The following is a 24,197-nucleotide window of genomic DNA, read 5'->3' as shown; positions in this document are numbered from 1 at the left end:
TTATTAGGCAATATTAAATTCACCTTTATCTTACAGATATTCACAGAGAAATGGTGAAAATTGACTTTTATTCCTCAATTATAGCTGTACAACTTTTTCACTTTTTAGCTCAATAACTACCGAATCCGAATAATTGGCAATGTTAAAAGACTGTACCAATTCGCGGCTATGCATAAGTTATTTGAACAACTTAAGCCTTTTGATTATATATATTTATATGAATATTCTGCCTGATACGTACCAGCTGAACAATAGTTATGCTTTATGGCAAAGCCAGTTTTGTCCCTATCTGCTGTGTTATAAACATTGGCTACTGATAACATTGACTCTTAATATGTTATAAACTTCAGATTGGCTTAAAAAATATCAGAACGTAAAAGTGCGGATTCAAACTAATAGGAAAAGCCTACTATGAGTGAATGTAAGGCTTTAAAAGAAGAAACCTTCAAGTTAGTTTTATACCTGAAAAAATGAGCCTTTTGTCGTTTGTTATGCTATAGTAGAACAAACGACAAAAGGCTATCTACTACTTTACTTACTATTTTAAAGACAGAGACTTCGTAATTCCCATCTCCAGCCCTCTTAGCTCGGCAAGGCCACGTAGCCTACCAATAGCTGAATAACCGGGGTTTGTTATTTTGTGCAGGTCGTCAAGCATCTGGTGACCGTGGTCCGGGCGCATGGGTATGTTTATACTTCTCCTTTGCATGAGCTCGACCAGTTCTTTCATAACAGCAAACATATCTACATCTCCCTCCAGATGATTCGCTTCGTAGAAGTCACCGTGCTCATTTCTATGTGTGCTGCGAAGGTGAATAAAATTAATACGCTCCCCGAACTGCCTTACCATAGCAGGCAAATTATTATCTGGTCTTACTCCAAAAGATCCTGTACAGAAGCACAGTCCATTATTAAGAGAAGGAACAGCTTCTATTAAGTCCTCTATATCAGCAGCAGTACTTACGACCCGGGGCAAACCTAAAATACTGTAAGGCGGGTCATCCGGGTGTATCACCAGCTTAACACCTACTTCCTCTGCAACTGGCACAACCTGTTGCAGAAAGTATATCAGGTGCTGCCGAAGTTTAGTGGCATCTATACCGTCATAGGTATCTAATGCCTGCTGAAACTGCTCCAGCGTAAAGCTTTCTTCGCTTCCAGGTAAGCCTGCAATAATATTTCGCTGCAACAGAAATTTCTCTTCTTCCCTCATGCCTCCAAAATGCTCTTTTGCCCTTTGTAACTCCTGCTCTGTATAGTCTTTCTCTGCTCCTTTTCTTTTCAGCATAAAGACATCAAAAGCAATAAAAGCAGCTTTTTCGAACCGTAAAGCTTTGGAACCATCTTCCATAGTAAAGCTAAGGTCAGTTCTGGTCCAGTCCAGCACTGGCATAAAGTTGTAGGTAACAATGTAGATACCACAGGACGCCAGGTTGCGAATAGACTGCTTATAGTTATTTATATATTGCTGATAGTTACCTACCTGTGTTTTAATGGCCTCATGTACTGGCACACTCTCCACCACACTCCATTGCAGCCCGGCAGCTGCTATTATATCTTTTCTTTTCTGAATTTCCTCAACACTCCACACCTCCCCGTTCGGAATATGATGCAGGGCCGAAACAACATCCGTAGCGCCTGCTTGTTTCACATCCTGCAACGAAACAGGATCTTTAGGGCCGTACCATCTCCAGCTTTGTAATAAGGGCATGTTTTTTTCTTAAGTAGTTTTGTTTTTCTCTAAATTAACACGGTCATGATACTGGTTTTAGCTTGTTCATTCTGCTTTGAACTTTAACAAAGTTCTGTACTTCGTATAACTGTAGCGTAAGAATCACACACCGCTAAAAGCATTGAAACCACCATCTACAAGAATTGTCTCTCCGCTTACAAAGCCTGAGGCATCGCTCAGGAGGTAAATCAGAGAACCTGTTAACTCTTCTGGAACTCCGAACCGATGGTAGGGAGTATGCGCTATAAACTTTTTAGCTCTGTCGGTGTGGGTTCCATCTTCATTTAGTAAAAGAGTTCTGTTCTGCTCTGTCAGGAACACCCCTGGAGCAATGGCGTTCATGCGAATTCCTCCTCCATAGCGTAACCCCAGTTCCACTGCCATCCATTGCGTGTAAGCCTCCACTGCTTTCTTAGCCATAGTATAACCTAATACCTTTGTAAGTGGCCGTTGCGCAGTTAAAGAAGACATGTTTACAATAGACCCTTTGCCTTTTTCCGCCATCACTCTACCAAAAACGTTGGTTGGAATCAGCGTTCCGAACAGGTTAAGGTCTACTACATTTCTGGTATCCTCTACACTCAGGTCGAACAGGTTTTGCTCTGTTGATACAACAGCTCCAGGCATGTTGCCTCCGGCTCCGTTTACAAGACCATCTATCGTACCCCAGGTATTTAGAATCTCTTCTTTGGCAGCCTGCATTTTAGCTTCATCCAGCACATCACCTAATATTGCGATGGCCTCTCCACCTGCTTTTTTTATTGCTGCAACCCGCTCCTCAGCCCGCTCTTTGTTTCTACCCAGAATTACTACTTTAGCACCAGCACTGGCTACAGCAAGCGACAAAGCTTCTCCTAAAACACCAGTAGCTCCTGTAATAACGACTACTTTGTTTTCTAATGAAAATTGTTCTAATCCCCTCATTTGTAACCTGCTAATAATATAATTGATAGATAAAACTTATACGGCTAACTTTCGCCCATGGGTTTGCCTATGGTAGCCAGTATTCCTCCATCAACGTACAATATCTGCCCATTTACAAAGTCACTCGCTTTAGAAGCCAAGAACACCGTAGCACCGCCTAAGTCATCCGGGTCCCCCCACTTACCTGCAGGGGTTCGGTTATTAATAAACTCAAAAAACGGATTACCGTCTACCCTGATAGGTGCTGTCTGGCTGGTGGCAAAATAACCTGGCCCTATTCCGTTTGCCTGAATGTTATGTTTAGCCCACTCTGTCGCCATATTTTTGGTAAGCATTTTAAGCCCTCCCTTGGCAGCTGCATAAGCACCTACATTCTGGCGGCCCAGTTCGCTCATCATAGAGCAAACGTTTATGATTTTGCCCTGCTGGCGTTCTATCATCCCTTTTATGACTGCCTGCGTTACAATAAAAGGCGAAGTCAGGTCTACGTTTATTACTTCCTGCCAATCCATCAGGCTCATCTCTGCTAAAGGAATGCGTTTAATAATACCGGCATTGTTCACCAGAATATCAATAGGCCCTACCTCTTGCTCAATCTGCACCACCTGCTCCGTTACCTGCTGCTGATTAGTTACATCGCACAGATAGCCGTATGCTTTAATGCCGTGGCTTTCGTACTCCTGCACGGCTTTTTCTACTTTTTCCTGGGATGAATTACCATTAACTACAATTGTAGCACCAGCCTGCCCCAATGCTTTAGCCATAGCCATTCCCAAACCATGTGTACCACCCGTTACCCAGGCTACTTTACCAGTAAGGTCGAATTGTTTTAAGATCATCTTGCTGATTATTTATCGTAGTTCAGTAATTTTTCTTATATCCATGTCGCCATAGTCGAGGTTCTCCCCGGCCATACCCCAGATAAAGGTATAATTAGATGTACCAGAGCCCGCATGAATAGACCAGGGAGGAGAAATAACAGCTTGTTCGTTCTGCATCCAGATGTGGCGTGTTTCGGTAGGCTCACCCATGAAATGTGATACCGACTGCCCTTCCGGCACATCAAAATAAAGGTACACTTCCATGCGACGGTCGTGTGAGTGTGCAGGCATGGTGTTCCATACGCTTCCGGTCTTAAGCTCCGTCATGCCCATTTGTAACTGACAGGTTTCTATCACTCCGGCTATCAACAGCTTTGTAATTGTTCTGGCATTAGCTGTCTCCAGACTACCTAGCTCTACTACTTCTGCTTCGTTTCGGGTTACTTTTTTACAAGGATAAGCATGATGGGCAGGAGCAGAGTTAATGTAAAACTTAGCCGGGTTCTGTGCATCTGCGCTGGAGAAGACAACTTCTTTTGTGCCTTTACCTAAGTATAAAGCCTCCTTATTTTGCAGCTCGTATGCTGTTCCGTCAGCCACGATAGTACCTGTGCCACCAATATTAATAATACCCATCTCTCTCCTTTCCAGAAAATAAGAAGCTTTGAGCGGGTCTATAGACTCCAGCGTAACTGACTTTTGCACTGGCATTGTGCCGCCAGCAATGTAACGGTCGTAGTGAGTGTATGTCAGCTGTATTTCATCAGCCTTGAATACTTCTTCTATTAAGAAGTTCTTTCTCAGAGCTTCTGTGTCCATTGCCTTTGTCTCCTGCGGACTTACGGCATAACGTACATCATAATTCATAGTTTTTTATATGTTTTAATGGTTTTTTCTGCAAACGTTTGCAGTTACTGTATAAAAAAAAGCATTATCTACTATGCCTTAAAAGAATTTCATCTTACGAGTTATCTTAAGACCTTAATTTCATAATTATTATTTACAAAGACAACAAACGTTAGCCGTATTTTAAGCGCCACTAGAAGTTCTCTTTACCAAATCTACCGGGGTAGTAAGTGATATAAAGTTTCTGCCAGGCATGGTTTTCTGCTGAATAAGATCCATAACTAAGGCTGCTGCCTGTGTGCCCACCTCCAAAGGAAACTGCTCTACAGAGGTAATAGCAGGGTCTATAATCTGGGTACGGGGATCGTTAGAATATCCTGCAACTTTAAGTACTTCCGGAACTTTGATTTGCTTTGCTTTCGCATGCTCCACCACTGCTATGGCAGATGTGTCGTTGCAGGCAAAAACTGCATCCGGGTAAGGTGCCTGCGCAAACAAGATGTCACAATCTTTTAGAGCGTTTCCTTTGCTGAGTTCGTGAAAAAAAATAATCTGCTCGTCTACCGCCACCGCATACTTCTTCAATGCATTTTGATATCCTGCATAACGATCCTGATACAGATTAGAAGTTAAAGGCCCACAGATAAAAGCAATACGCCGACAGCCCTGTTCCAGCAGATGTAAGGTCGTCTGATACCCTCCTTGGTAATCATCACCTTGTATTTTATGTGCAGGATAATTTCTGGGTATTCTGTCAAAAAAGACCAGGGGAATGTTCCGCCGGGAAAAAATATCAAAGTGTGAGAAGTCTTCGGTAGATAAGGTTGCAGATACAATAAGTCCATCTACCCTGGAAGCATACATTGCGTTTACCAGTTCTTTCTCCAGTACCTGCGAATCGTTGGATTGGCAAACCATAAGATTATAGCCAAACTCATGCAGCTTGTTTTGAATAGCTGTAATAACAGACGACAAAAAGAACATAGAAATTCTGGGCACAATCAGCCCAATAATGTTGGACTTGCTGGTACGCAAGTTCGCCGCAAGCGCGTTGCGCCTGTAGTCCAGCTTTTCCACAGCCTCTCTCACCCGCTGCTTTGTTTCCTGGCTTATATGCGGATGGTCGTTTAAAGCCCTGGAAACAGTGGAGGCGGAAAGGCCAAGCGCTACTGCTATGTCTTTAATAGTATGTTGAGACCGGTTTGACATGTTGCTTTCATCTGCAAACGATTGCAGTAAGAGTAAGTTTAAATATTTCTTCGTTAAAAGCAAGTCAGTAGAGAAACCTACACTATATTTCTTTATATTATTATGGTATATATAGCTATTCGCCAGCAGGCTCCACCTGTACATGCGATAGATGTAATAACAATACTACAATGGCAGAAAAACTCAGCACCGACAGGTTGTTATTAAATCCATTAGATATTAATGACATCGACTTTATTTATGAACTGGTTAACTTACCGGATTGGATACGGTTTATTGGAAATAGAAATGTAAACTCTAAAGATGATGCGAAAGCATATATCAAAAAAATAGTTGGTAGTGCCAGTACTCAATATTGGGTGGTAAGGTTAAAAGGGGAGCAAAAGGCCCTGGGGATTGTTACTTTTATTAAACGTGATTATCTGGAGCATCATGATATTGGCTTTGGTTTTTTACCTCAATCCAGAAACAAAGGCTATGCTTACGAAGCAACAACAGCTGTATTGGCTCATGTAAGAAAAGAAGCATCTCATACTCTTATTTTGGCTACTGCTATAAAAGAGAACATAAGTTCTATCCGTTTGTTAGAAAAGTTAGGATTTCAGTTTGAGAAGGAAATCCTAATTCAGGATAAACATTTACAGTTATTTTCTACCGCTGCCGATTTAAAGTTTGGATAAGGTAATGTAGAGTGAAGCAATGCTCAACAGATAGTTTTAAAGTGTAAACAGGCAATAGTGTAACAAATACTATGGCTCTAGCCATCAAGCTTACTCACAAAAAAGGCAAGAAGTAGAATTTATCTACCCCTTGCCCTCTTATTGTTTCTGTAGTAAAAGTTATTACTCCTCTCCGTAGCTCCTTATAAACTTGCGTCCTGCCCTATCTCCTTTTCTAACAAAAGGCCGGATAATTAAGCGTGTACCTCGTTCATAAGTAAACAAACGATATAGCCAGTTGCTGATAACGACTAGTTTATTACGGAAACCAACCAAGTACATAATGTGTACGAATAACCAAATTATCCACGCAAAGAACCCACCAAAGTGCATATTTCCTGGTAAGTCGGCAACGGCACGGCTTCGCCCTATAATAGCCAAAGATCCTTTATCGAAATACTCAAATGGCTTCAGAGGCTCTTTAGTTAAAATACGCTTTAAATTTTTAGCCAGGTGCTGGCCTTGCTGAATGGCTGGCTGCGCAACTCCCGGGTGACCTTTAGGGAACTTCTCAGTTTTCATGTAGGCGATGTCTCCAATTGCGAAGATATCTGGGTACCCTATAATCTGGCTAAACTCATTCACCAGAATACGTCCACGCTCAACGGTTTCTTCCGGAATACCGTCGATTAAAGCACCTGCTACTCCGGCTGCCCATATTAGGGTATGCGCTTTAATTTGCTCTCCGCTTTTAAACGTTGCTATGCTTCCGTCGTAGCTTTGTACCAATGTCTGCAATTTAACTACAATACCCATTTTCTCCAGGTATTTTAAAGTTTTGGCGCTAGACTCTGGTGCCATTGGCGGCAGCACTCTATCCATACCTTCTACCAGGTAGATATTCATTTTGGTGAAATCCAGCCCAGGGTAGTCTGTTGGAAGAATGTATTTACGCATTTCAGCCAAAGCCCCTGCTAGTTCTACACCAGTAGGTCCACCGCCAACAATCACAAAGTTTAGCAGGCTTTGTCTTGTTTCCGGATCTTTGGTCATGCTAGCCTGCTCAAAACACTGCAATAACTGGCTACGCAGGTTTAACGCTTCAGGAATTTGTTTTAGAGGGAAAGAGTTTTTCTTTATTTCCTCATTACCAAAATAATTTGGCTTGGTACCCGTAGCTATTACAAGGTAATCATAAGGCAGGTCACCAATCAGTGTTGATACAGTTTTAGTAGCGGGGTTTACACCTGTTACACGCACTAAACGGAAGTGGAAATCTTCATAATCATCACTTCCAAACATCTTTCTGAGAGGTTCTGCAATAGAGTCCGGCTCTAAGCCTGCTGTAGCCACTTGGTACAATAGCGGCCAGAAACCGTGGTAGTTTTGCTTATCGAACATAACCACCTGGAAATCTTTATTAGAGAGTTTCTTAGCGAGGTTAATTCCTCCAAATCCTCCACCAATAATGACAACCCGAGGTTTAGTGGTGTTAGGAATGTTAAGCGATAGCTTATCAAATTCGAGCATAATTATATATTTATTAAAAGCATTGCAACAGCAGGGCAATCGGTTAGACTTTTCTTGCCTCGGGTTGCTTCAGTAGTATGTATACGCAAAAGTGTTATTGGCAAATAACGAAACATTTAAAGCTTAGTTTCTGGTACTAAGGCACTAGCCATGCTAAAGCACAAAATTCACATAATGATAAAATGCCCCTCTCAGATAAAGCAGCACAATAACCAGCATTTAAGCAGAAGGATTACATCACTTTGCTGATCCACTCAAACGTTTAAGCTATGTCTTTACAATATCAGTGTGTTATCCTCCTAAATCTCGTGCGAAAATAAACAAGATTACTTAATTTCACTAATCCTGAGTTTCTGATAGTTCAAAAGCCTTAGCCAGTAAGCGGTAGCAGGAAATACGATCTTCCAGTTCAGGTGCAATATTAACAGCCATAACTTCATCAATATCATACTCTTGCGCCATTTGCGTAAACTTAGCTTTTACCTGTTCCGGGGTGCCTATTATAAACCGCTGCCTGATACGGTTAAGCCGCTCCAACTCTGCTGGGGAATAGGTGGTGTCTTTTATCTCGTCATAAGAGACTGCGACAAACCTGCCGCGTGTTTCTAACTGCAGAAAGCGATACTCAGCAACAGCCTGTATTTGTTTCACCTTCTCTTTATCTTCAGAGCAAAAAGTAAAGACGGCTACATTTGCCTGTGGCTCCTGTTGGTTTTCAGATGGCTTAAAGCTTGCCTTATACCTTTTAACTGCCTCTGGCCCACCATTTGGATTGATAAAATGTGCAAAGGAGAAAGCCATGCCAAAGTGTGCGGCAAATAACCCGCTTTGGCCGCTGGAACTTAATACCCATAACTCCGGAACACCTGCAGTAACTGGGGTAACTGTTACTCTTGCCTGAAAACTTCCTGGCTCATGAGAGTTGTTAAGGTAGTTTTGCAGGTCTGATAGCTGCTCAATAAACTCCTGTTCATTAAAGGTATTGTTAGGGTTCAATAGACCTGCTGTTAAACGGTCTCCGCCCGGAGCACGTCCCACACCAAGATCTACCCTACCTGGAGCAAGCGCTTCCAGCATCCGGAAGTTCTCAGCTACTTTTAACGCACTATAATGAGGCAGCATCACACCTCCGGATCCTAACCTGATATGTTTCGTATGCCCTGCCAGATAAGCCAGCAGAACTTCTGGTGTTGAGCCAGCCACAGGAGCCATATTATGATGCTCCGACACCCAAAAACGATGAAAGCCTAGTTTATCAGCCAGCTTAGCCAGTTCAACAGTATATTGTATGGCTTCTCCGGCGGTCTTACCTTTCGGGATGTGAGATTGATCCAGTACACTAATACGCATGATTTATATTGAGCTTCCGTTGAAAGCCTGTTTTTCCTGAAGTAGGCTATGTAAACTTACCTTACTAGAAGCTGCTTTAACAAGCCATATACCATTAGCATCAACTTAATAAGACAAGCTTGCTCATTTACGCTAAGTTCTTCCTTAATGCATCTATTAATAACCTAAGTAAACATAGCTTTAGCAATTCATCGTTTACGTTAAATAACAATTCCAGCCCATAATCAGGCTGGAATTGTTGAAAAACTCTTTCATATTAGATAGCACACTGTACACTACTTTCTCAAAATTAAAGTACTGAAGGCTGATAGTTTTACTTCACTTTTACTTTGGCTGGAATCTTTGTTCTTGAAATATACCGTGTTGTAGTCTGTTAAGTCAGCAGGAACAGAAACACTTATCTCATTATCAGAAAGGTTATGCAACACCAGTAGTGCCTCCTCCTGATATTCTCTTCGGAAAGCAGCCACTTTTTCGTTCCCTACGTCTACAGGTTGAAGATCGCCATAAGTCAAGGCCTTGCTGTTGTTTCTTAAGTGGATGAAGGTTTTGTAGTGATTCAACATGGAGTTTTTATCCTCTGATTGCTGAGATGCTGGGGTAACAGTCTGCGCTGTGCTAAACTTAGGTTCAACCCAATTTGCCCGACAATCGTCCTCGGCATTGGCATTCCAGATAAAAGGCTCCCGAATAAACTCATCCGGCTTTTTGCCTTTCATACCTATTTCTTCGCCAAAATATAAATAAGGTGAACCAGGCAACGTCAGAAGCAAGGCTGCTGCCATCTTTGCTTTATTCTCATTGTCATTTACCTCACTCATGATGCGGTTCTGGTCGTGGTTTGTCAGAAAAGTGGCATCCACAAAGTCAGGGTTAACGCTTTCATAAAACTCCCGGATTCTCTTGTGGTTGATAATAAGGGAATCTACTTTCCCTTTGTTAACTACATTTGTGATGGCATAGCCCATGTCAAAATTAAACAGGGCGTGCAGGCCCTTCATATAAGGAGCCACTGTTTCTGCATCAGCCCATACCTCCCCTACCAGGTACACATCTTCTTTCGCTTTCTGCATTTCATTTTTAAAATCAACCCACCACTGGTGATTATCTTTCGGTCTATCGTCGGGGAAAATATGGCGGGCTGCATCCAATCTAAACCCATCAACGTCAAACTCATTTAACCAATACCGGCCAATGCTAAATACCTCTTCCCGTAGCTTTGGATTGTCGTAGTTCAGGTCTGGCATGCCACCGTAAAAGTAGCCGTAGTACAGGTAATCGCTGCCTTCTACTTGGTGCCAGCGATTTACGTTGTCTGAGTCTCCTGCTATAATCTCCCCTGCTTTCTGTGTTTGCGGATCATCTTTATGGGCCCAAACATAATAATCGCGGTAAGGGCTGTTTTTATCGCTCATGGCGCTTTTAAACCAGGGATGCTCGCTGCTGGAGTGGTTCAGTACCAGGTCTATCACCACCTTAATATTCCGCTTGTGCGCTTCGGCCACAAACTCCTTAAAATCTTCCTTGGTGCCATAATCAGGGTGTACGCCATAGTAGTCTGTTACATCGTATTTGTGGTAAGACGGCGACGGACTCATTGGCATCAGCCATACTGCTTCAACACCTAAGTTTTTTATGTAATCTAATTTTGAAGTCATGCCTTTGATATCTCCGATGCCGTCGTTATCAGAGTCACAAAAGGACTGCACAAAGATTTCGTACGTAATGCCCCGGGGCCAGGCACTTGCTTTGGCAGGCTCACTGCTTGCTTCTTTAGAGGTACTGCATCCGGTAAAGACATAGACCGACAACAGTAATAGATATAGAAAATTAATCTTTCTCATGAGTTTAAACTTAACGTTGATAACAGGTTTACAGGAAGAGACAAAAGAAAAAGTGAAGACAGAAGAGCCCACTGCAAGTTGTTCATAGATTTTTGCACAGATCTTCCCCAATGCCTTTACATTGTACTTTCTCTCCCCCTAAATGAGTATTAGTGATTTAATTCTGAAATAAGACAAGCATGGAAACGGGAGGCACTTCTACTTTGCCACTAACTTTTTCTTTTCTATTCAGGCTGATATCCTGCCCTACTACGGCAATCGCCCAATCTCCTGTTACAGGTACAGTAGCAGCCGAAGTATTGGCGTTATAGTAAACCAGTATGTTCTTCCAGTTGTCTTGGTTTGCATGGTCTTTAAGCATGTAGCCAATAAGGCCCGGCTTTGTGACCACAAACTCCAGGTGCTGCTTCAGCATGTCAGCAGAAGGCATTCTAAAAGCAGGATGGGCTTTCCGAAGCGCAATTAATCCCTTGTAATAGTTGAATACATCCTGATGCTGTGTTTTCCAGCTCCAGTCTATCTGGTTAACTTCATCTGATTTGTTATAGCTGTTATGCTCTCCGTTTTTCGTGCGTAACATTTCTGCACCTGCATGCAGAAAAGGGATTCCTTGTGAGGTAAGCACTACGGCATTGGCTAATTGGTGCATCTTCTGAAGTTGCTCTGCAGAGGCTTTCTTATTAGATACCTTTAGCTTGTCATATAGCGTCTGGTTGTCGTGGCACGACACGTATGACACCGACTGCCATGGTTCGTTGGCCCAGGCCTTTTTAGAGTAATCGAGCTTTTTGACATTTACCTGCGGATGGTTTATACTGCCAACCACGCCAAATTTTACTGCCTCTTCCGTGCCTTTGGCACCACTTACAAACCCTGTTGACTCTTCCTCAAAAACAGAGCCTTTTAACCCGTCCCGTATGTCATCGCTGAATGCAGCTACATCTTTTAGTTTGGTGGTATTTGTCTTCAATGCTCTGATGCTATCCGGTAAAGGACTTTCGCCTGCTGTCCATCCCTCCCCATACACTATAATGTCAGGGTTAATTTTCTTCAGCTCCTTTGCCAGTAGGTTCATGGTTTCAATGTCATGAATACCCATCAGGTCGAACCGGAAGCCATCCAAATGGTACTCCTTTGCCCAAAACTTACAGGACTCAATCATAAACCGGCGCATCATGGCACGTTCACTGGCTGTTTCGTTTCCACAGGCACTGGCATCCGACCAGCTACCATCTTCTTTCTGCCTGTAATAGTAGCCGGGTACCTCCAGATTAAAGTTTGAGCCTTCGGTTAAGCCGGTGTGGTTATACACCACATCCAGTATCACACCTAAACCATTATTGTGGAAGCCTTTTACCATTTGCTTGAACTCTTTAATTCGAACTTCTGCATGGTAAGGATCAGTGGCATAAGAACCTTCAGGCACATTATAGTTCTGCGGATCATAGCCCCAGTTATATTCAGGTTTATCCAGGGCAGTTTCGTCTATAGACCGGTGGTCGAATGATGGAAGCAAATGCACATGCGTTACGCCCAACTCCTTTATGTGATCAATACCTGTTGCCAGACCTGCGCTATTCGTGGTGCCCTCATCTATCAGCCCCAAAAACTTGCCAGGTTTGCTGCTTCCACTGTTTTTGCTTACTGATAGGTCCCGTACATGCAGCTCATAAAGTATAACGTCATTGGGTGATGAAATAGCAGGGTCTTTGTCGTTTTCCCAATTTTCAGGGTTCGTAGTTGCCAGGTCCAGCACCATAGCCCTTTTTCCATTTACACCAACAGCAGTGGCATAAATACCGGGTGTTTCCTCCAGCCACTTACCGCCTTGTTTTACCTGATAAGTGTAGTAATGGCCCTGCAAATCGCCTTTAACAGCAAGCTGCCATAAGCCATTCTTCTCCTTTTTAAGCTGATGCTTTTTAAAAGGCTTTTCGTCGCCATTACCATACTTATAAAGGTTTATTACCACCTCATCTGCCACAGGTGACCATAGCTTAAAAACTGTTTTTTGAAGTGTATATTCCAGCCACAGGTTTGCATCTGTGAGAGGATAATTATCATAATCAGGATGTATAGCTGGTGCAAAGGCCATAGAAACCAGTGTTAGTAACATAAAAAGTGGCATGCTATACCTTTTATTCATTATCATAAAATAAGTTTCAGCTAATGATGTTCATTTAAGTTTCGATGCAATTACCACTTCCTATTCTTGTCCGTCTAATTCTATGTGGTATGCCTGAAAAAGCATAAGCACCCACAGGGCTTTTATGAACCCTATGAATGCTTATGCTTTATTTATTTAGAAACTGACAGAGAACCTATCATTATTGTTCTTCAGAACAACACTCTTCACTTTATAGCCTTCTACCGGGTTAGAGACACCTTGCGGATCGAAACGGGTAATCGGGGTAAGGTGAGAAATAAAGTCATCTTTCAGTGCTGTGTTTTTGCCGTCTACCTTCACTCTGGAAGTGTTGCCAAACCCATGCAGTACCAGTTTAACATTATTGAATTTAGACTTAAAATCACCTTCTGCTTTATCGAAAGTAATAGTCTTTCTTCTTGGGTCGTAATTGATGCTACGCTTATAGAAGTCGCCTTTCTCGTAGTCATAGCTTTCGCCATCATCTTCATAGTAAACAAAAGAGTTGGCTATATTTCCCTGGTACACATGTATTGTAAGCGTATCAGTAGGCTGCTCAGCAGTAGACTGCACCAGTGATTGCATTGGAATAATGCTGCTCTCTTTCACAAATACCGGCAGTTTATTATATTCTAACTGAATAATCTTCTCCTGGTTACCGTTGGTCACTTCTCCAGTGTATAAGTTATACCATCGGCTGCCTTTCGGGAAGTAAACTTCACCAAAGCTTTCCTGGCTGGTGAACGGTGCTACCATCAGCGCCTCCCCGAACTGGTACTGGTTCTGATACTGCCCCGCATATACCTGCGGTTCGTGTGTATAATCAATCGCCAGCGTACGCATTACCGGGTGGCCAGTCTGTGTTGCCTCGTAGAAAGTAGAATATAGGTAAGGCAATAGTCTGTAGCGCAGGTTTACAAAGTTTCTGGAGATTTCCAGCACTTCTTCCCCATAAGTCCATGGCTCAGATGATTTAGTATTAACAGCAGCGTGGTTTCGGAAGTAAGGCGTAAAAGCACCAATCTGCATCCAGCGAGCAAACAAGCCGATAGTTGGGTTTCCTGTAAAACCACCAATGTCCATACCAGTAAAGGCTACACCGCTAACTCCAAGACTGTTCAGCAGGCGCACGCCCAGCAGCATGTGGTCATCTTCTGACCTGTTGTCTCCGGTCCAGATGGCGGTGTACCGTTGTAAACCAGCGTAACCTGCACGAGTCAGCATAAATGGCCGTTTATTGTTAGCTGTCTGGCGGTAGCCTTCGTAACTGGACCGGGCCATCTGCATGCCGTACACGTTATGACCTTCTTTGTTGGTGGTTAGATGTCCGTCATAATCAAACAACACATTGTTGGGCATCTTGTTTCCCCAGGTGGCAATCTCGTTCATGTCGTTCCAGATACCAGACACACCATCGTTCACGTAAGTTTTAATTTCATTTCTCCACCAGCTACGTCCTTTTTCGCTTGTAAAGTCAGGAAAGTGCGTCCAGCCTGGCCAAACCTGCCCTGTATAATATTCGCCATCCACATACTTTAGGAAAATGTCGCTTTGCTTACCTCTTTCATAAGCACCGTAACCCTCTTCTTCTTTAATACCCGGATCTACAATAACCGTAGTCTTAAAGCCAAGCTTATTTAACTCGTCTGTCATTTTCTTAGGATCTCCGAAGCGATTCTTATCCCAGGTAAACAGTTTGTAGGCATCCATATAGTGGATATCCAGTGTTATGCCATCAGCAGGTATTTTTTTTTCACGAAGCGTGTGGGCAATGCGCAGCACCTCCGTTTCAGGGTAATAAGAGTAGCGGTTCTGCTGATAGCCTAAGCTCCATAACGGAGGCATGTTCATACGGCCTGTAAGAGCAGTATAAGATGTAATAATATCAGCAACATTAGTGTGGTAGATAAAATAGTAATCCATTTCACCGCCATGCGCCCCAAAAGAAGAAAAACGCTTGTTGCTGGCTCCAAAGTTAAAATCGCTCTGGTAAGTATTATCTAGAAAGATACCGTAGTTAAGGCCACTGTGAATCCCAATATAAAAAGGAATAGTTGAGTATATAGGATCCTGATCAACACGATAGCCAAAAGTATCTGAATTCCAGTTAGTATACGCACTACCTCTTCTGTCTAGGGCACCTGTTTTCTCACCCAAGCCTATAAAACGCTCGCCTTCCTGCATGTGCTTATAGGTCGTTACCTCTTCTCCTATCCACGAAGTAGTGAGGCCGCTTTCATCCTGGTTGATAACTTTACCATCACGTGTATAAAAGGCAATGGAGTAAGGGTTCTTCTGTATTCTTGCCTGAAGAGAGTCCGTGATAATGGTAACCTGGTTATTGTCCTGAGTTATGTTCACTTTTGTCTGTTGCGGCTCACCTACAACGGCATAAGAGAAATTCTCCGGCAGCGGCTTTTTATCCATGCGCACCTGAACAATGTTCGGGCTATAAACAGAAATAGCAATGTGGGCATTCTCATCGGTAGTAATGTTTACATTCTGTCCGTTAATGTTCACAGCATTTACTTTTCCGACAGGCTTCACAGGCCCAGACTGTGCCTGTACAGAAAAGCTACACACTGAAAGACTTAGAAAGACTAGTAGTGGTTTAAAGGGTATTTTCATTTTTATCTGCTAGTATTTAATTAGGTGTGATTGGTTAGGTAATTTTAATATCAACCCGGCCCAAGATGAACCGGGCTGATATAAGCAAAAGGCAGTTAGCAAAGCATCTGCTCTAGGTGCTTTACTAACTACCTCTAATAGTTAGAGCCTTCTCAGGCTATATCTATAGTTGCCTGGTACACTTAAGTCTAAGGTAACTTCGTATGTTCCTGCTTCAGAAACAGAAATATTATTATCTTCCTCAGTATCCAGTAACAAATCCTCATTAACGTCACCGTAGGCTATAGCCCAGTCATTGTTTGCTCTGAACTTAAGCTCTCCGGCTGACAACTCAAGTGTTGCCGACCATACTCCGGTAGCAGGATCATAAACCAGGTTTTGGTCAGCTGCATCCCAACCGCCAGCAGTGGCATCTCCTGTTACACCCCAGGTAGTATTAGTAGCAGACCACGTGTTTTCATTCAGATCAACCTGTAGCAGGTAGTACCCGGCATCATTAACTTTCAAGTTAGATTCGCCTCCTTCTACTATTTCCCCAGATGTTCCGTTACCGACGTCGCCATAGGCTACATCCCAGGATGCCTCAGGTGTAATTTTAAATTCGTTAACAGCATCAGGGAAATAGAAATACCCTTCGTACACCTGGTCATCATTTACAGAAGCTACTGTTCCGGCTGTTGCAGGATCCCAGCCCTGGTAGCTGCCAGGCACGAACAAAGACGGATATTCTATGATAGCAAAGTATGGTGTAACCGTAAGGGTGATGGGGCTGGAGTAAAGTGGCTCAACTGTAGAAGCAACGTTAGATTCTACGCGTACTTCTATCTCTGCTGCAGTACCAGCGGTTAAGCCTAACTGGTTAGCTACCGTGTTTAAGCGCTGAACTGTTAATGTACTCTCTCTGCCTTCACCAACAGAAAGCTCCACCGGGTTTGCAAAGTCAGTGCTTTGAACAGCAAACTGCAACGAGTAATCAACAGCAGCTTTGAAACCATATGCAGGTGCTGTCCAGGTAAAGGTAACGGCATCTTCTGCCTCTTCTTCGCTGTTAAGCACTACCTCTGATGCCGATGCAGTTAGTTCTGGTGATGCACCAACATTCAGGTACACTCTGTCCTCATCTTTCTCGCAAGAGAATAAAGCCAGCGAGCAGACACATAGAATAAGTATTTGTTTTAGCCAGATTTTCATATGCAATTTTGTTATGAATGTGACCACCAGAGATGATGACTGTGTAACAACAGCTTCTCTACTGATGAAACTATTAATATCCATTATTTTGGTCCAGGTTAGGATTTGCTGATAAATCTGAAGTTGGTAATGGGTACAATGTTCTGAAGCCCTCTACTTCTCTACCTTCCTGCACACCACCTTTCCAGGCCCATGTATAGTCGCCAGAAGTAAACTCATTAAAGCGGATCAGATCCATGCGTCGGTGCCCTTCCCAGTAAAGCTCTCTGCCCCTTTCGTTCAGAATGAAGTCCAGAGTTAACTGGCTGCCTGAAATGTTACCGGCTGTACTGCCATAGGCGCGTTCACGTAGCAGGTTAACATAGCTTAAGGCTGTGCTTCTGTCTCCTCCGGCTCCACCTCTCAGTACAGCTTCTGCATACATCAAGTACACATCAGCCAGCCGGAACATAGGAAAGTCTGTATCAGGAAAGTCACCAGATTGGTCTGAACCTGCTTCACCAGCAGCGGTTATATTCTTAAACTTAGTTATGGCATATCCTTGGGTAAAGGTAGATATGTTGTTTATCTCAAGGCTTTGTCCTTCAGTGTAGAACATAGCTCGTTCGTCTATATCAGTATTCTGGAAAAGACCAATAAACTCTTTTGTGGTGCGAAGACCAGCCCAACCACTGTTAATGCCAAATTCACTTGGGTTCATGCTACCACCCACTGCACCATGAATCAGGAAGGTTGTACCGCCCCATGTACGCGTATTTTGCCCATCAAAAGCAACTGGCAAAATAACCTCCTGGCGTGCTGTATGGTTATCTGCCAGGAAAAGGTCCTGATAGTTTGGCACTAAAGAATAGCCAGCGTCTATTACTTTCTTGCTGTAGGTTACAGCATCTGTATATCTGTTTTGCCCGGTATAAACCTCAGCATTCAAATACAGTTTTGTAAGCACAGTCCATGCGGCAGCTTTATCGGCACGGGCATATTCATTCTGCCTCGCTTCTACCAACTCAGGCTCAACTGCCAGCAACTCCGACTCTACGTAATTAAATAAGTCGCTTCTGTTGATTTGCTCCGGGAAAAAGGCTCCTACTGCATCCTCTTCTGTTACGAAAGGCACGTTACCAAACAAATCCAGTGCATGCCAATAGCTCATGGCACGCAGAAAACGAACTTCTGCCCTGAATGTCTTCGCTTCTTCCAGATTCGCTCCTGTAATGCCATTCTCACTTAACTTTGCATCTGTGGTATTGCGCAGAAATTCGTTGCAAAGGGCAATCTGGAAATAAATCCTGTCATATATCATGCGGATGTACTCGTTACTCGATGACCAGTCCATGTCGTGCAAGTCGAACAGTGTGCCATCGTTCCAGGCAATAACAGCCTCATCAGTAGGCAGTTCCTGTAAAGACCAGTAAGCTCTGATATAATTAGATTTCCCTTCATCAAACCCGCTTACATCTGGTGAGCCATCGGGGCCCGACTGGCCTGTTAAGGCATACCCAGCATAAATTTTGGCCAGAATGGATTTATAGTTGCTAAAATCCTGGTACACTGTTGCAGAAGTAATCTCATACTTTGGTGCCAAGTCCAGGTCATCAGTACAAGAGGCAACAGACATAGCTATTGCTCCTGTAAAAAGCATTTTCTTTATGTAATTCATTTTCTTTTCTTCTTAGAGATTAACTTAAAAGCTAACATTTGCACCCAATGAGAACACACGTGGTCTTGGATAGAAGTTATTATCTATACCTCCCCCAATTTCAGGATCAAGTCCAGAGTATTTTGTAATCACAAACACATTCTGTACACTCGCTGTCAGGCGCAGGTTTGCTTTGTCTCTTATCATTCCAAAATCGTAACCCAGGTTCAGGTTGTCCATGCGAAGGAAAGAGGCATTTTCTACATAGTAGTCTGACAAATACTGTGGGTCTTGGAAGTTAGTCTCCAGTACATTTGTCGACATGTTACTCAGATAAGTGCCGTTGGAGATGTTCCGGTAAGTGCCATTGTTGGAATAGATGTTATTGTAAACATAATTTCCCAGGTTGGCTCGCAGCACAAATGAAAGGCTCCAGTTTTTGTAAGCCATATCAGAGTTGAAACCTAAGTAAACGTTTGCCTGAGGAGACTTATAACGATACAAATCCTGTTCGTTTATCACACCATCTTCATTCAAATCCTCATACAAACCCTCGATAGGGTTATTATTCTCATCATACACCTGCTTATATACATAATAACTAAAAGGTGTGTAACCTACAGAATGTATTTGCACTGTGGTACCTGTTCCTCCGGAAATACCTCCTTTCAGTGTACCTGGCACATCAGGATCATCCACGTTGCTCAATCTTGTAATGGTAACATCGTTATAAGTACCATTTACACCTACATTCCAGCTAAAATTTTCTGTCTCAAAAGCTCTGTAGTTTATGGCTACTTCCAAACCTTTTGACTCTAAATCACCGACATTCGTGTTAATTCCGTTTGTCAGGTTTGTTCCGGCAGCAGGAGTAATAAAAGACAACAGATCCTTCGTTTTCTTAAAATAATAATCTATACTACCGTTAATTTTACCGTTCAGGAAACCATAGTCTAAGCCAATATTAAACTGTTCCGTTTCCTCCCATTTGATGTTTTCATCATACCCGGCAGGGCGCAGCGTCAGGTAGTACTGATCTCCGAATGGGTACATTGCTGTATTGGTACTATAAGTATAGCGCGCCAGGTAAGGGTAATAATCCCCGATATCCTGCTGACCAGTTACACCATAACCAGCTCTCAGCTTAAGCTCCGATAACACATTTACGTTTTTAAGGAACTCCTCCTGACTGATGTTCCAGGCTAAAGCCAATGAAGGAAAAGTACCCCATTTGTTGTTGGGACTAAACCTGGAAGAGCCGTCTCTACGGATATTAGCAGTTAACAAATACCGGTTCTTAAAGGAGTAGTTTATCCTTCCGAACACACCAATCAACGTGTTCTCATTCTGAGTAGGATATGGTGCGGCCGGCGTATAAACGTCTCCACTTGCCGTCAGCACCGGAAAAGAAGGGTTTTTAATAAGGAAATTCTGGTAAGAGTAACCTGCCGTAACATCAATCCGGCTATCAATACCTGAAAGTTCCTTTGCATAGTTAAAGTAGAAGTCCAGCAACTTGTTACTATTTGTCTGCTCGTATTCTGTATAGCTACCGCCCTGGTTATAAACAGAGGCTGCGGTTACAGGCAAGGTGGTGGAGCCTTCTCCTTCAGAAACATCATACCCTAAGTTTAAGTTAGCTCGCAGCTCAGGCAGGAAATGAAACTTGTAGTCTAGCTGAATGTTTCCTATGCTTCTTTTTACTCGACCTTTGTCGTTGCGCTGCTCCAGCATGCTCAGCGGGTTACGAGGTGCCAGCGTACTAGGAGTACCATTTGGCTCCGTCCATTCAAAGTAATTACCAAAGCTATTTTCCTCAACACGAGCTGGTTGAGTCGGGTCAAACACCACCGCTGCACCAATAGCACCTTGGTCTGCATAACGGCTATTCGAAAGAGAACCTTTTACATTTAGATTTACTTTCAGGTGATCGTCCAAAAAAGTTGGATTAAGGCTTAAAGCTGCAGAACTTCTTTCCAATTTAGAAGTTTTCAGAATCCCCTCCTGGTTCAAATAACCAACAGAAACGCGATAAGGCAAAGATTTATAAGCACCGCTCACAGACAGGTTATTATCTGTCGTAAAAGCATCCTGAAAAATCAGGTCCTGCCAGTCAGTATTAGCGTCACCTAATAAGTTGGCATTGTCGCCATTGCCCCTGTTATCATTCACTACCTGACGAAACTCATCTGCCGAAAGAACATCAATTGTTTTCTTTACTTTAGACAGAGAGGCTATGGTATTAAAGTTTACACGCAGCTTCTCTCCTGCCTTTCCCTTTTTAGTAGTGATGATGATGACACCGTTAGACGCACGGGAACCATATATAGCCGTAGCAGATGCGTCTTTGAGCACATTAAAAGACTCAATATCGTTCGGGTTAATGAGCGTTAGCGGATTTGGAGCACCTGAAATTTCGTTGTTATCTACTGGCACACCATCAATTACAATAAGCGGATCGTTACTGGCATCTAAAGAAGCCCCCCCACGAATGCGAATTGAACTACCAGAACCCGGTGCGCCACCATTAGACGTAATCTGAACACCAGACACTTTACCCATTATCAGTTGCTCAGGAGTAGTAACCTGTCCTTTCTGAAAATCCTTTTCAGATACTGCCACGACAGAACCTGTTAAATCACTCCTCTTCTGGGTACCATAACCTACTACCACCACTTCTTCCAAAGCTTTGGCATCAGTTAAAAGTTGTGTATTAATTGTTGAGCGTCCGTTTACAGGTACTTCCTGTGTCTGATAACCTATAAACGAGAAAATAAGAGTGCCTCCCTCCTGAGAAACAGGAATAGTATAGCTTCCGTCTATGCTTGTTGCTGTACCAATGGTGGTGCCTTTTAGCTGCACGGTCACCCCAGGAAGCCCCTCGCCATTTTCGTCTGTAACTACACCTCGTACAGTAGGACTATTTTGTGCCAGCACCGGCACAGACAGAAGCAGGAAAACAAATAGCAGAGAAAAAAGGCTGGTATATCTTTTGGCAGGAGGAAGCACCTTTCCTGAAAGATAATACGAACAGGGAGTTATCCGCTGTAGCCATTGAAATACAATTCTCTTCATGATAAATGAATTAGAGTGAATATTTAATTTCTATAAATACCCTCACTTAAAGCGCTGAAGTGAGTGGGGTTTTGAACTATAACTAACACTATAAACTAACCAGTAAATTCTGCTGAACACGATTAAGCGCTCAGCCAACGTAGGGTCTCAAAACTTTTTGAAGTCATATAAACAAAAACAGTTTATTCATCAGATACTAACTAACCATTGCATTACAAATGAACGGGTGTTAGTAAGCAACAGCAATAAATACATGTCAAGTATAGAAAATAATAAGCCATATACACTAATAAATACTTAATAATAAGCTAGTTATTACATATTACAGCATAAAGAAATATAACCAAAATATGAGGGTATAAATGATTAAAAACAGGACAAACACAGGGCAGCTGTAGGTGCTACCACTCTTGCTGTTATTGTCTCTCTCTTAAATAATGTTCGAATGGTGCAATCAAAATCACTTATGAGAAGCAGAAATAATACCTGATACATATAGACCAGAAGCAACCGTAGCACTGTAGCAATATGATAGCTGCCATTGCTGCAAGAGGTCAATCTTAACATTGAAGTATGCTGTAAATCGGGGAAAGAGCAGGACTAGTTGGCTAGTAATAAAATGATCTGAGACGCTAGAACATGAATGGCATACTTTTATAAATCAGCTAGTGTTATGGAAACTAAAAAGCTTTGATTTCCATTATCTTCTTTTCGAACTCCTCATTAGGAAGTATTGACCTGTTCTTTACTCTTGTCTTATAGGTGTAAATTGTATTAACAGAATACTCCAGAATTCTTGCTATCTGCTCATGATCATGTATCCCGATACGAATAAGCGCAAAAATTCTTAGTTCAATATTTAAGGTGTCTTTGTCTTTCAGTATGATCTTGTCTTCTTCGTTAAAATAAGAATTGAAAGCCGTAACGAAGTTAGGAAATAGTTTAACGAATATTTTATCAAAGCTCAGGTATAAAGCTTCGCGTTCTTTCTTTACATTAATGGACTTCATAACATGATTTATCTCATCATATTTCTTAGTCATTAACTTCTTATCCAGTGACTTTTTAAACTTTTCCATCTTGTCGATGTACTCAGAATAAACATGGAAAGAGTAGCCTATATATTCTTCCTTTATCAGGTTAGCTTCAATTAAATGATCATTAATCTCCTGCAGGTTATTATTAGCCTCCGTAATTGTTCTTTTCGCCTGTTTCAGTTGTTTAACCTGCCTGAATATGATTATAGCAAAAGCAACTACCAATACCGACAGAATAGTAACAGCAGTAGCATACAAGAACAGGCGCTTCCTTTGCCCCTCCACTGTGGTCAGCCTTTCACCTTCAATAATGGGAAGAATAGCAGCTACCTGAATTTGCCGCTGCCTTGCACCATAAAAGGTAGCATCTTCGAGAGCCTCTTTTATATAGGTATAAGCCCTGGATTCATCTCCATTGTTGTAAAGTAGTTCTGCCAGGTACATTAATGCAACAGTTTCCCTGGTAGATGATTTGATATCTGCAATGGATGCTCTCGCCATAAAATCAATAGCTTTGTCTGTCTCTCCTGTTTCTTTGTAAATGATACCGAGAGAAGCAGCCGCAATAGCATATTGATGATAAGAAGGGTTGAGTTTATCCAGAATCAGTTGAAAATCATTTGCTGCATTCTTATAATTCTTAGTTTTCATGTTCCGCAATCCTCTTAAGGAGAGGAACTGTAAGGTATTTCTTTCACTAAGCGCAATGGCTGAGTCCAGAAACCTGTTGCCTCTTTCTATGTACATGTCAGCATAATATATGTCCATGTTATAATTGGCAAGGTCGTAGTAAGCACGTGCTTTTAAAGCGTAATAGTCTATCCTTAAACTATCCGGCACCTGCCCCAGATTTATAGTGTTTAACGAGTCCAATGTCTCTTTGAACATTCCGGAGGACAGCAGGATGAAGCTTAGTTTTAACTTGGCATAAGTTATTTTATTGGGATCGTTCAGTTGCCTCGCTTTCACCTGAAGGTTTTGGGCATACGTAAATGCTGAATCATATTTAAAGGATTGATACTCGTAATAGAGCTTATTAAATACATCAAACTGCTGCTCAGGAGAAACTTCTTCTTTAAGCTCCGATTTGAGCTTCTTTATTCTCTCTTTCTTTTGTTTGATATATACTTCTTTATTTTCAATCGTGTGGCTAAGCTCATTGAGCAAGCTATCAGTACCAGATACACAAAATGCTGATCCAGCTTGGAGCAAGAGTATCAGTAAGAAAAAGACAAACTTCATATAGTTGTATTAACAAAGCGATTAGCACCTTAAAGCTAACCCCTTATAAGAATAATATTATAAACCCCTGCTCTGGCTTTAAACAGAATTAGTTCTTTGATATTGCTTTCAAAAGAGGTTTATCTTGCATCAGGTTATGTTATGATTAGTATCTACCTCAGCTCCTACAGTAGGCATATCAATGGTAAATAAAGAAAACAGAAGTGTTTTTTACAAGCCAAAGCTTTGCTCGCATTAAAACATCAAATGCTATAAGAGCTTTACTAAACTTTTCTTGTGTGTTTTTTATTGTTCAGTCTCTTTTAAAAATCAGCATATACTGCAAAA

The 24,197-nt window shown here is 42.2% G+C and carries 15 protein-coding genes; 1 reads left to right on the top strand and 14 read right to left on the bottom strand.

Translation table 11 applies throughout. The annotated features are described in order from the left end of the window. Positions 1-538 precede the first annotated feature (538 nt). From uxuA to LN995_RS06330, 5 genes are all read right to left on the bottom strand, one after another. Positions 539-1,711, bottom strand: a complete 1,173-nt coding sequence (uxuA, locus tag LN995_RS06350) for a mannonate dehydratase (protein ID WP_229959526.1) — start codon at positions 1,709-1,711, stop codon at positions 539-541. Between the two features lie 123 nt (positions 1,712-1,834). Further along, positions 1,835-2,656, bottom strand: a complete 822-nt coding sequence (locus LN995_RS06345) for an SDR family oxidoreductase (RefSeq protein WP_229959524.1) — start codon at positions 2,654-2,656, stop codon at positions 1,835-1,837. Positions 2,657-2,700: 44 nt separating this feature from the next. Then, the gene (locus tag LN995_RS06340; RefSeq protein WP_262910425.1) at positions 2,701-3,495 is read right to left on the bottom strand and encodes a gluconate 5-dehydrogenase; all 795 of its coding nucleotides are present in this window, start codon (positions 3,493-3,495) and stop codon (positions 2,701-2,703) included. A 12-nt stretch (positions 3,496-3,507) separates the two neighbouring features. Continuing rightward, positions 3,508-4,344, bottom strand: a complete 837-nt coding sequence (gene kduI, locus LN995_RS06335) for a 5-dehydro-4-deoxy-D-glucuronate isomerase (RefSeq protein WP_229959522.1) — start codon at positions 4,342-4,344, stop codon at positions 3,508-3,510. A gap of 162 nt (positions 4,345-4,506) precedes the next feature. After that, a complete protein-coding gene (locus LN995_RS06330) occupies positions 4,507-5,532 on the bottom strand; it encodes a LacI family DNA-binding transcriptional regulator (RefSeq protein ID WP_229959520.1) in 1,026 nt (341 codons plus the stop codon). A 170-nt stretch (positions 5,533-5,702) separates the two neighbouring features. On the opposite strand from LN995_RS06330, the gene LN995_RS06325 reads away from it, so the two are divergent. Further along, entirely contained in the window at positions 5,703-6,212 is a 510-nt protein-coding gene (locus LN995_RS06325; protein ID WP_229959517.1) for a GNAT family N-acetyltransferase, read from the top strand. 162 nt (positions 6,213-6,374) lie between these two features. Here LN995_RS06325 and LN995_RS06320 read toward each other — a convergent pair whose 3' ends face one another. The 9 genes from LN995_RS06320 to LN995_RS06280 all read right to left on the bottom strand — a co-directional run bounded on the left by LN995_RS06320 (position 6,375) and on the right by LN995_RS06280 (position 23,870). Continuing rightward, positions 6,375-7,721 carry an NAD(P)/FAD-dependent oxidoreductase gene (locus LN995_RS06320; protein WP_229959515.1) on the bottom strand — a complete coding sequence of 449 codons (1,347 nt, stop codon included), beginning with the start codon at positions 7,719-7,721 and terminating at the stop codon, positions 6,375-6,377. A 339-nt stretch (positions 7,722-8,060) separates the two neighbouring features. Then, complete coding sequence (locus LN995_RS06315) at positions 8,061-9,071, bottom strand: LLM class flavin-dependent oxidoreductase (RefSeq protein WP_229959513.1); 1,011 nt, start codon at positions 9,069-9,071, stop codon at positions 8,061-8,063. Between the two features lie 275 nt (positions 9,072-9,346). After that, on the bottom strand, positions 9,347-10,915 hold the full coding sequence (locus LN995_RS06310; RefSeq protein ID WP_229959511.1) for an alpha-amylase family glycosyl hydrolase: 1,569 nt from the start codon (positions 10,913-10,915) through the stop codon (positions 9,347-9,349). A 157-nt stretch (positions 10,916-11,072) separates the two neighbouring features. Then, on the bottom strand, positions 11,073-13,031 hold the full coding sequence (pulA, locus tag LN995_RS06305; protein ID WP_229959509.1) for a type I pullulanase: 1,959 nt from the start codon (positions 13,029-13,031) through the stop codon (positions 11,073-11,075). A 186-nt stretch (positions 13,032-13,217) separates the two neighbouring features. Then, positions 13,218-15,689, bottom strand: coding sequence for a glycoside hydrolase family 31 protein (locus LN995_RS06300; RefSeq protein ID WP_229959507.1), 2,472 nt, complete (start codon positions 15,687-15,689; stop codon positions 13,218-13,220). Between the two features lie 141 nt (positions 15,690-15,830). Further along, the gene (locus LN995_RS06295; RefSeq protein WP_229959505.1) at positions 15,831-16,880 is read right to left on the bottom strand and encodes a SusE domain-containing protein; all 1,050 of its coding nucleotides are present in this window, start codon (positions 16,878-16,880) and stop codon (positions 15,831-15,833) included. A gap of 73 nt (positions 16,881-16,953) precedes the next feature. Beyond that, complete coding sequence (locus tag LN995_RS06290; protein WP_229959503.1) at positions 16,954-18,537, bottom strand: RagB/SusD family nutrient uptake outer membrane protein; 1,584 nt, start codon at positions 18,535-18,537, stop codon at positions 16,954-16,956. Between the two features lie 24 nt (positions 18,538-18,561). Continuing rightward, positions 18,562-21,591: a SusC/RagA family TonB-linked outer membrane protein gene (locus LN995_RS06285; protein WP_229959501.1), complete on the bottom strand. Its 3,030-nt coding sequence runs from the start codon at positions 21,589-21,591 to the stop codon at positions 18,562-18,564. Between the two features lie 680 nt (positions 21,592-22,271). Then, positions 22,272-23,870 carry a DUF6377 domain-containing protein gene (locus LN995_RS06280; RefSeq protein WP_229959499.1) on the bottom strand — a complete coding sequence of 533 codons (1,599 nt, stop codon included), beginning with the start codon at positions 23,868-23,870 and terminating at the stop codon, positions 22,272-22,274. Positions 23,871-24,197 lie beyond the last annotated feature (327 nt).

This window comes from Pontibacter silvestris, assembly GCF_020907275.1.
GTDB classification, from domain to species: Bacteria; Bacteroidota; Bacteroidia; order Cytophagales; family Hymenobacteraceae; genus Pontibacter; species Pontibacter silvestris.
The sequence above is the reverse complement of the archived record's forward strand: the minus strand, read 5'-3'. Positions and strand labels throughout refer to the sequence as shown.

Excerpts from the sequence above, each read along its gene's own strand:
- uxuA (WP_229959526.1), bottom strand. The coding sequence starts at position 1,711 with ATGCCCTTATTACAAAGCTGGAGATGGTACGGCCCTAAAGATCCTGTT.
- LN995_RS06300 (WP_229959507.1), bottom strand. The coding sequence starts at position 15,689 with ATGAAAATACCCTTTAAACCACTACTAGTCTTTCTAAGTCTTTCAGTG.
- LN995_RS06340 (WP_262910425.1), bottom strand. The coding sequence starts at position 3,495 with ATGATCTTAAAACAATTCGACCTTACTGGTAAAGTAGCCTGGGTAACG.
- LN995_RS06330 (WP_229959520.1), bottom strand. The coding sequence starts at position 5,532 with ATGTCAAACCGGTCTCAACATACTATTAAAGACATAGCAGTAGCGCTT.
- LN995_RS06325 (WP_229959517.1), top strand. The coding sequence starts at position 5,703 with ATGGCAGAAAAACTCAGCACCGACAGGTTGTTATTAAATCCATTAGAT.
- pulA (WP_229959509.1), bottom strand. The coding sequence starts at position 13,031 with ATGTTACTAACACTGGTTTCTATGGCCTTTGCACCAGCTATACATCCT.
- LN995_RS06310 (WP_229959511.1), bottom strand. The coding sequence starts at position 10,915 with ATGAGAAAGATTAATTTTCTATATCTATTACTGTTGTCGGTCTATGTC.
- LN995_RS06295 (WP_229959505.1), bottom strand. The coding sequence starts at position 16,880 with ATGAAAATCTGGCTAAAACAAATACTTATTCTATGTGTCTGCTCGCTG.
- LN995_RS06285 (WP_229959501.1), bottom strand. The coding sequence starts at position 21,591 with ATGAAGAGAATTGTATTTCAATGGCTACAGCGGATAACTCCCTGTTCG.
- kduI (WP_229959522.1), bottom strand. The coding sequence starts at position 4,344 with ATGAATTATGATGTACGTTATGCCGTAAGTCCGCAGGAGACAAAGGCA.
- LN995_RS06320 (WP_229959515.1), bottom strand. The coding sequence starts at position 7,721 with ATGCTCGAATTTGATAAGCTATCGCTTAACATTCCTAACACCACTAAA.
- LN995_RS06345 (WP_229959524.1), bottom strand. The coding sequence starts at position 2,656 with ATGAGGGGATTAGAACAATTTTCATTAGAAAACAAAGTAGTCGTTATT.
- LN995_RS06290 (WP_229959503.1), bottom strand. The coding sequence starts at position 18,537 with ATGAATTACATAAAGAAAATGCTTTTTACAGGAGCAATAGCTATGTCT.
- LN995_RS06315 (WP_229959513.1), bottom strand. The coding sequence starts at position 9,071 with ATGCGTATTAGTGTACTGGATCAATCTCACATCCCGAAAGGTAAGACC.
- LN995_RS06280 (WP_229959499.1), bottom strand. The coding sequence starts at position 23,870 with ATGAAGTTTGTCTTTTTCTTACTGATACTCTTGCTCCAAGCTGGATCA.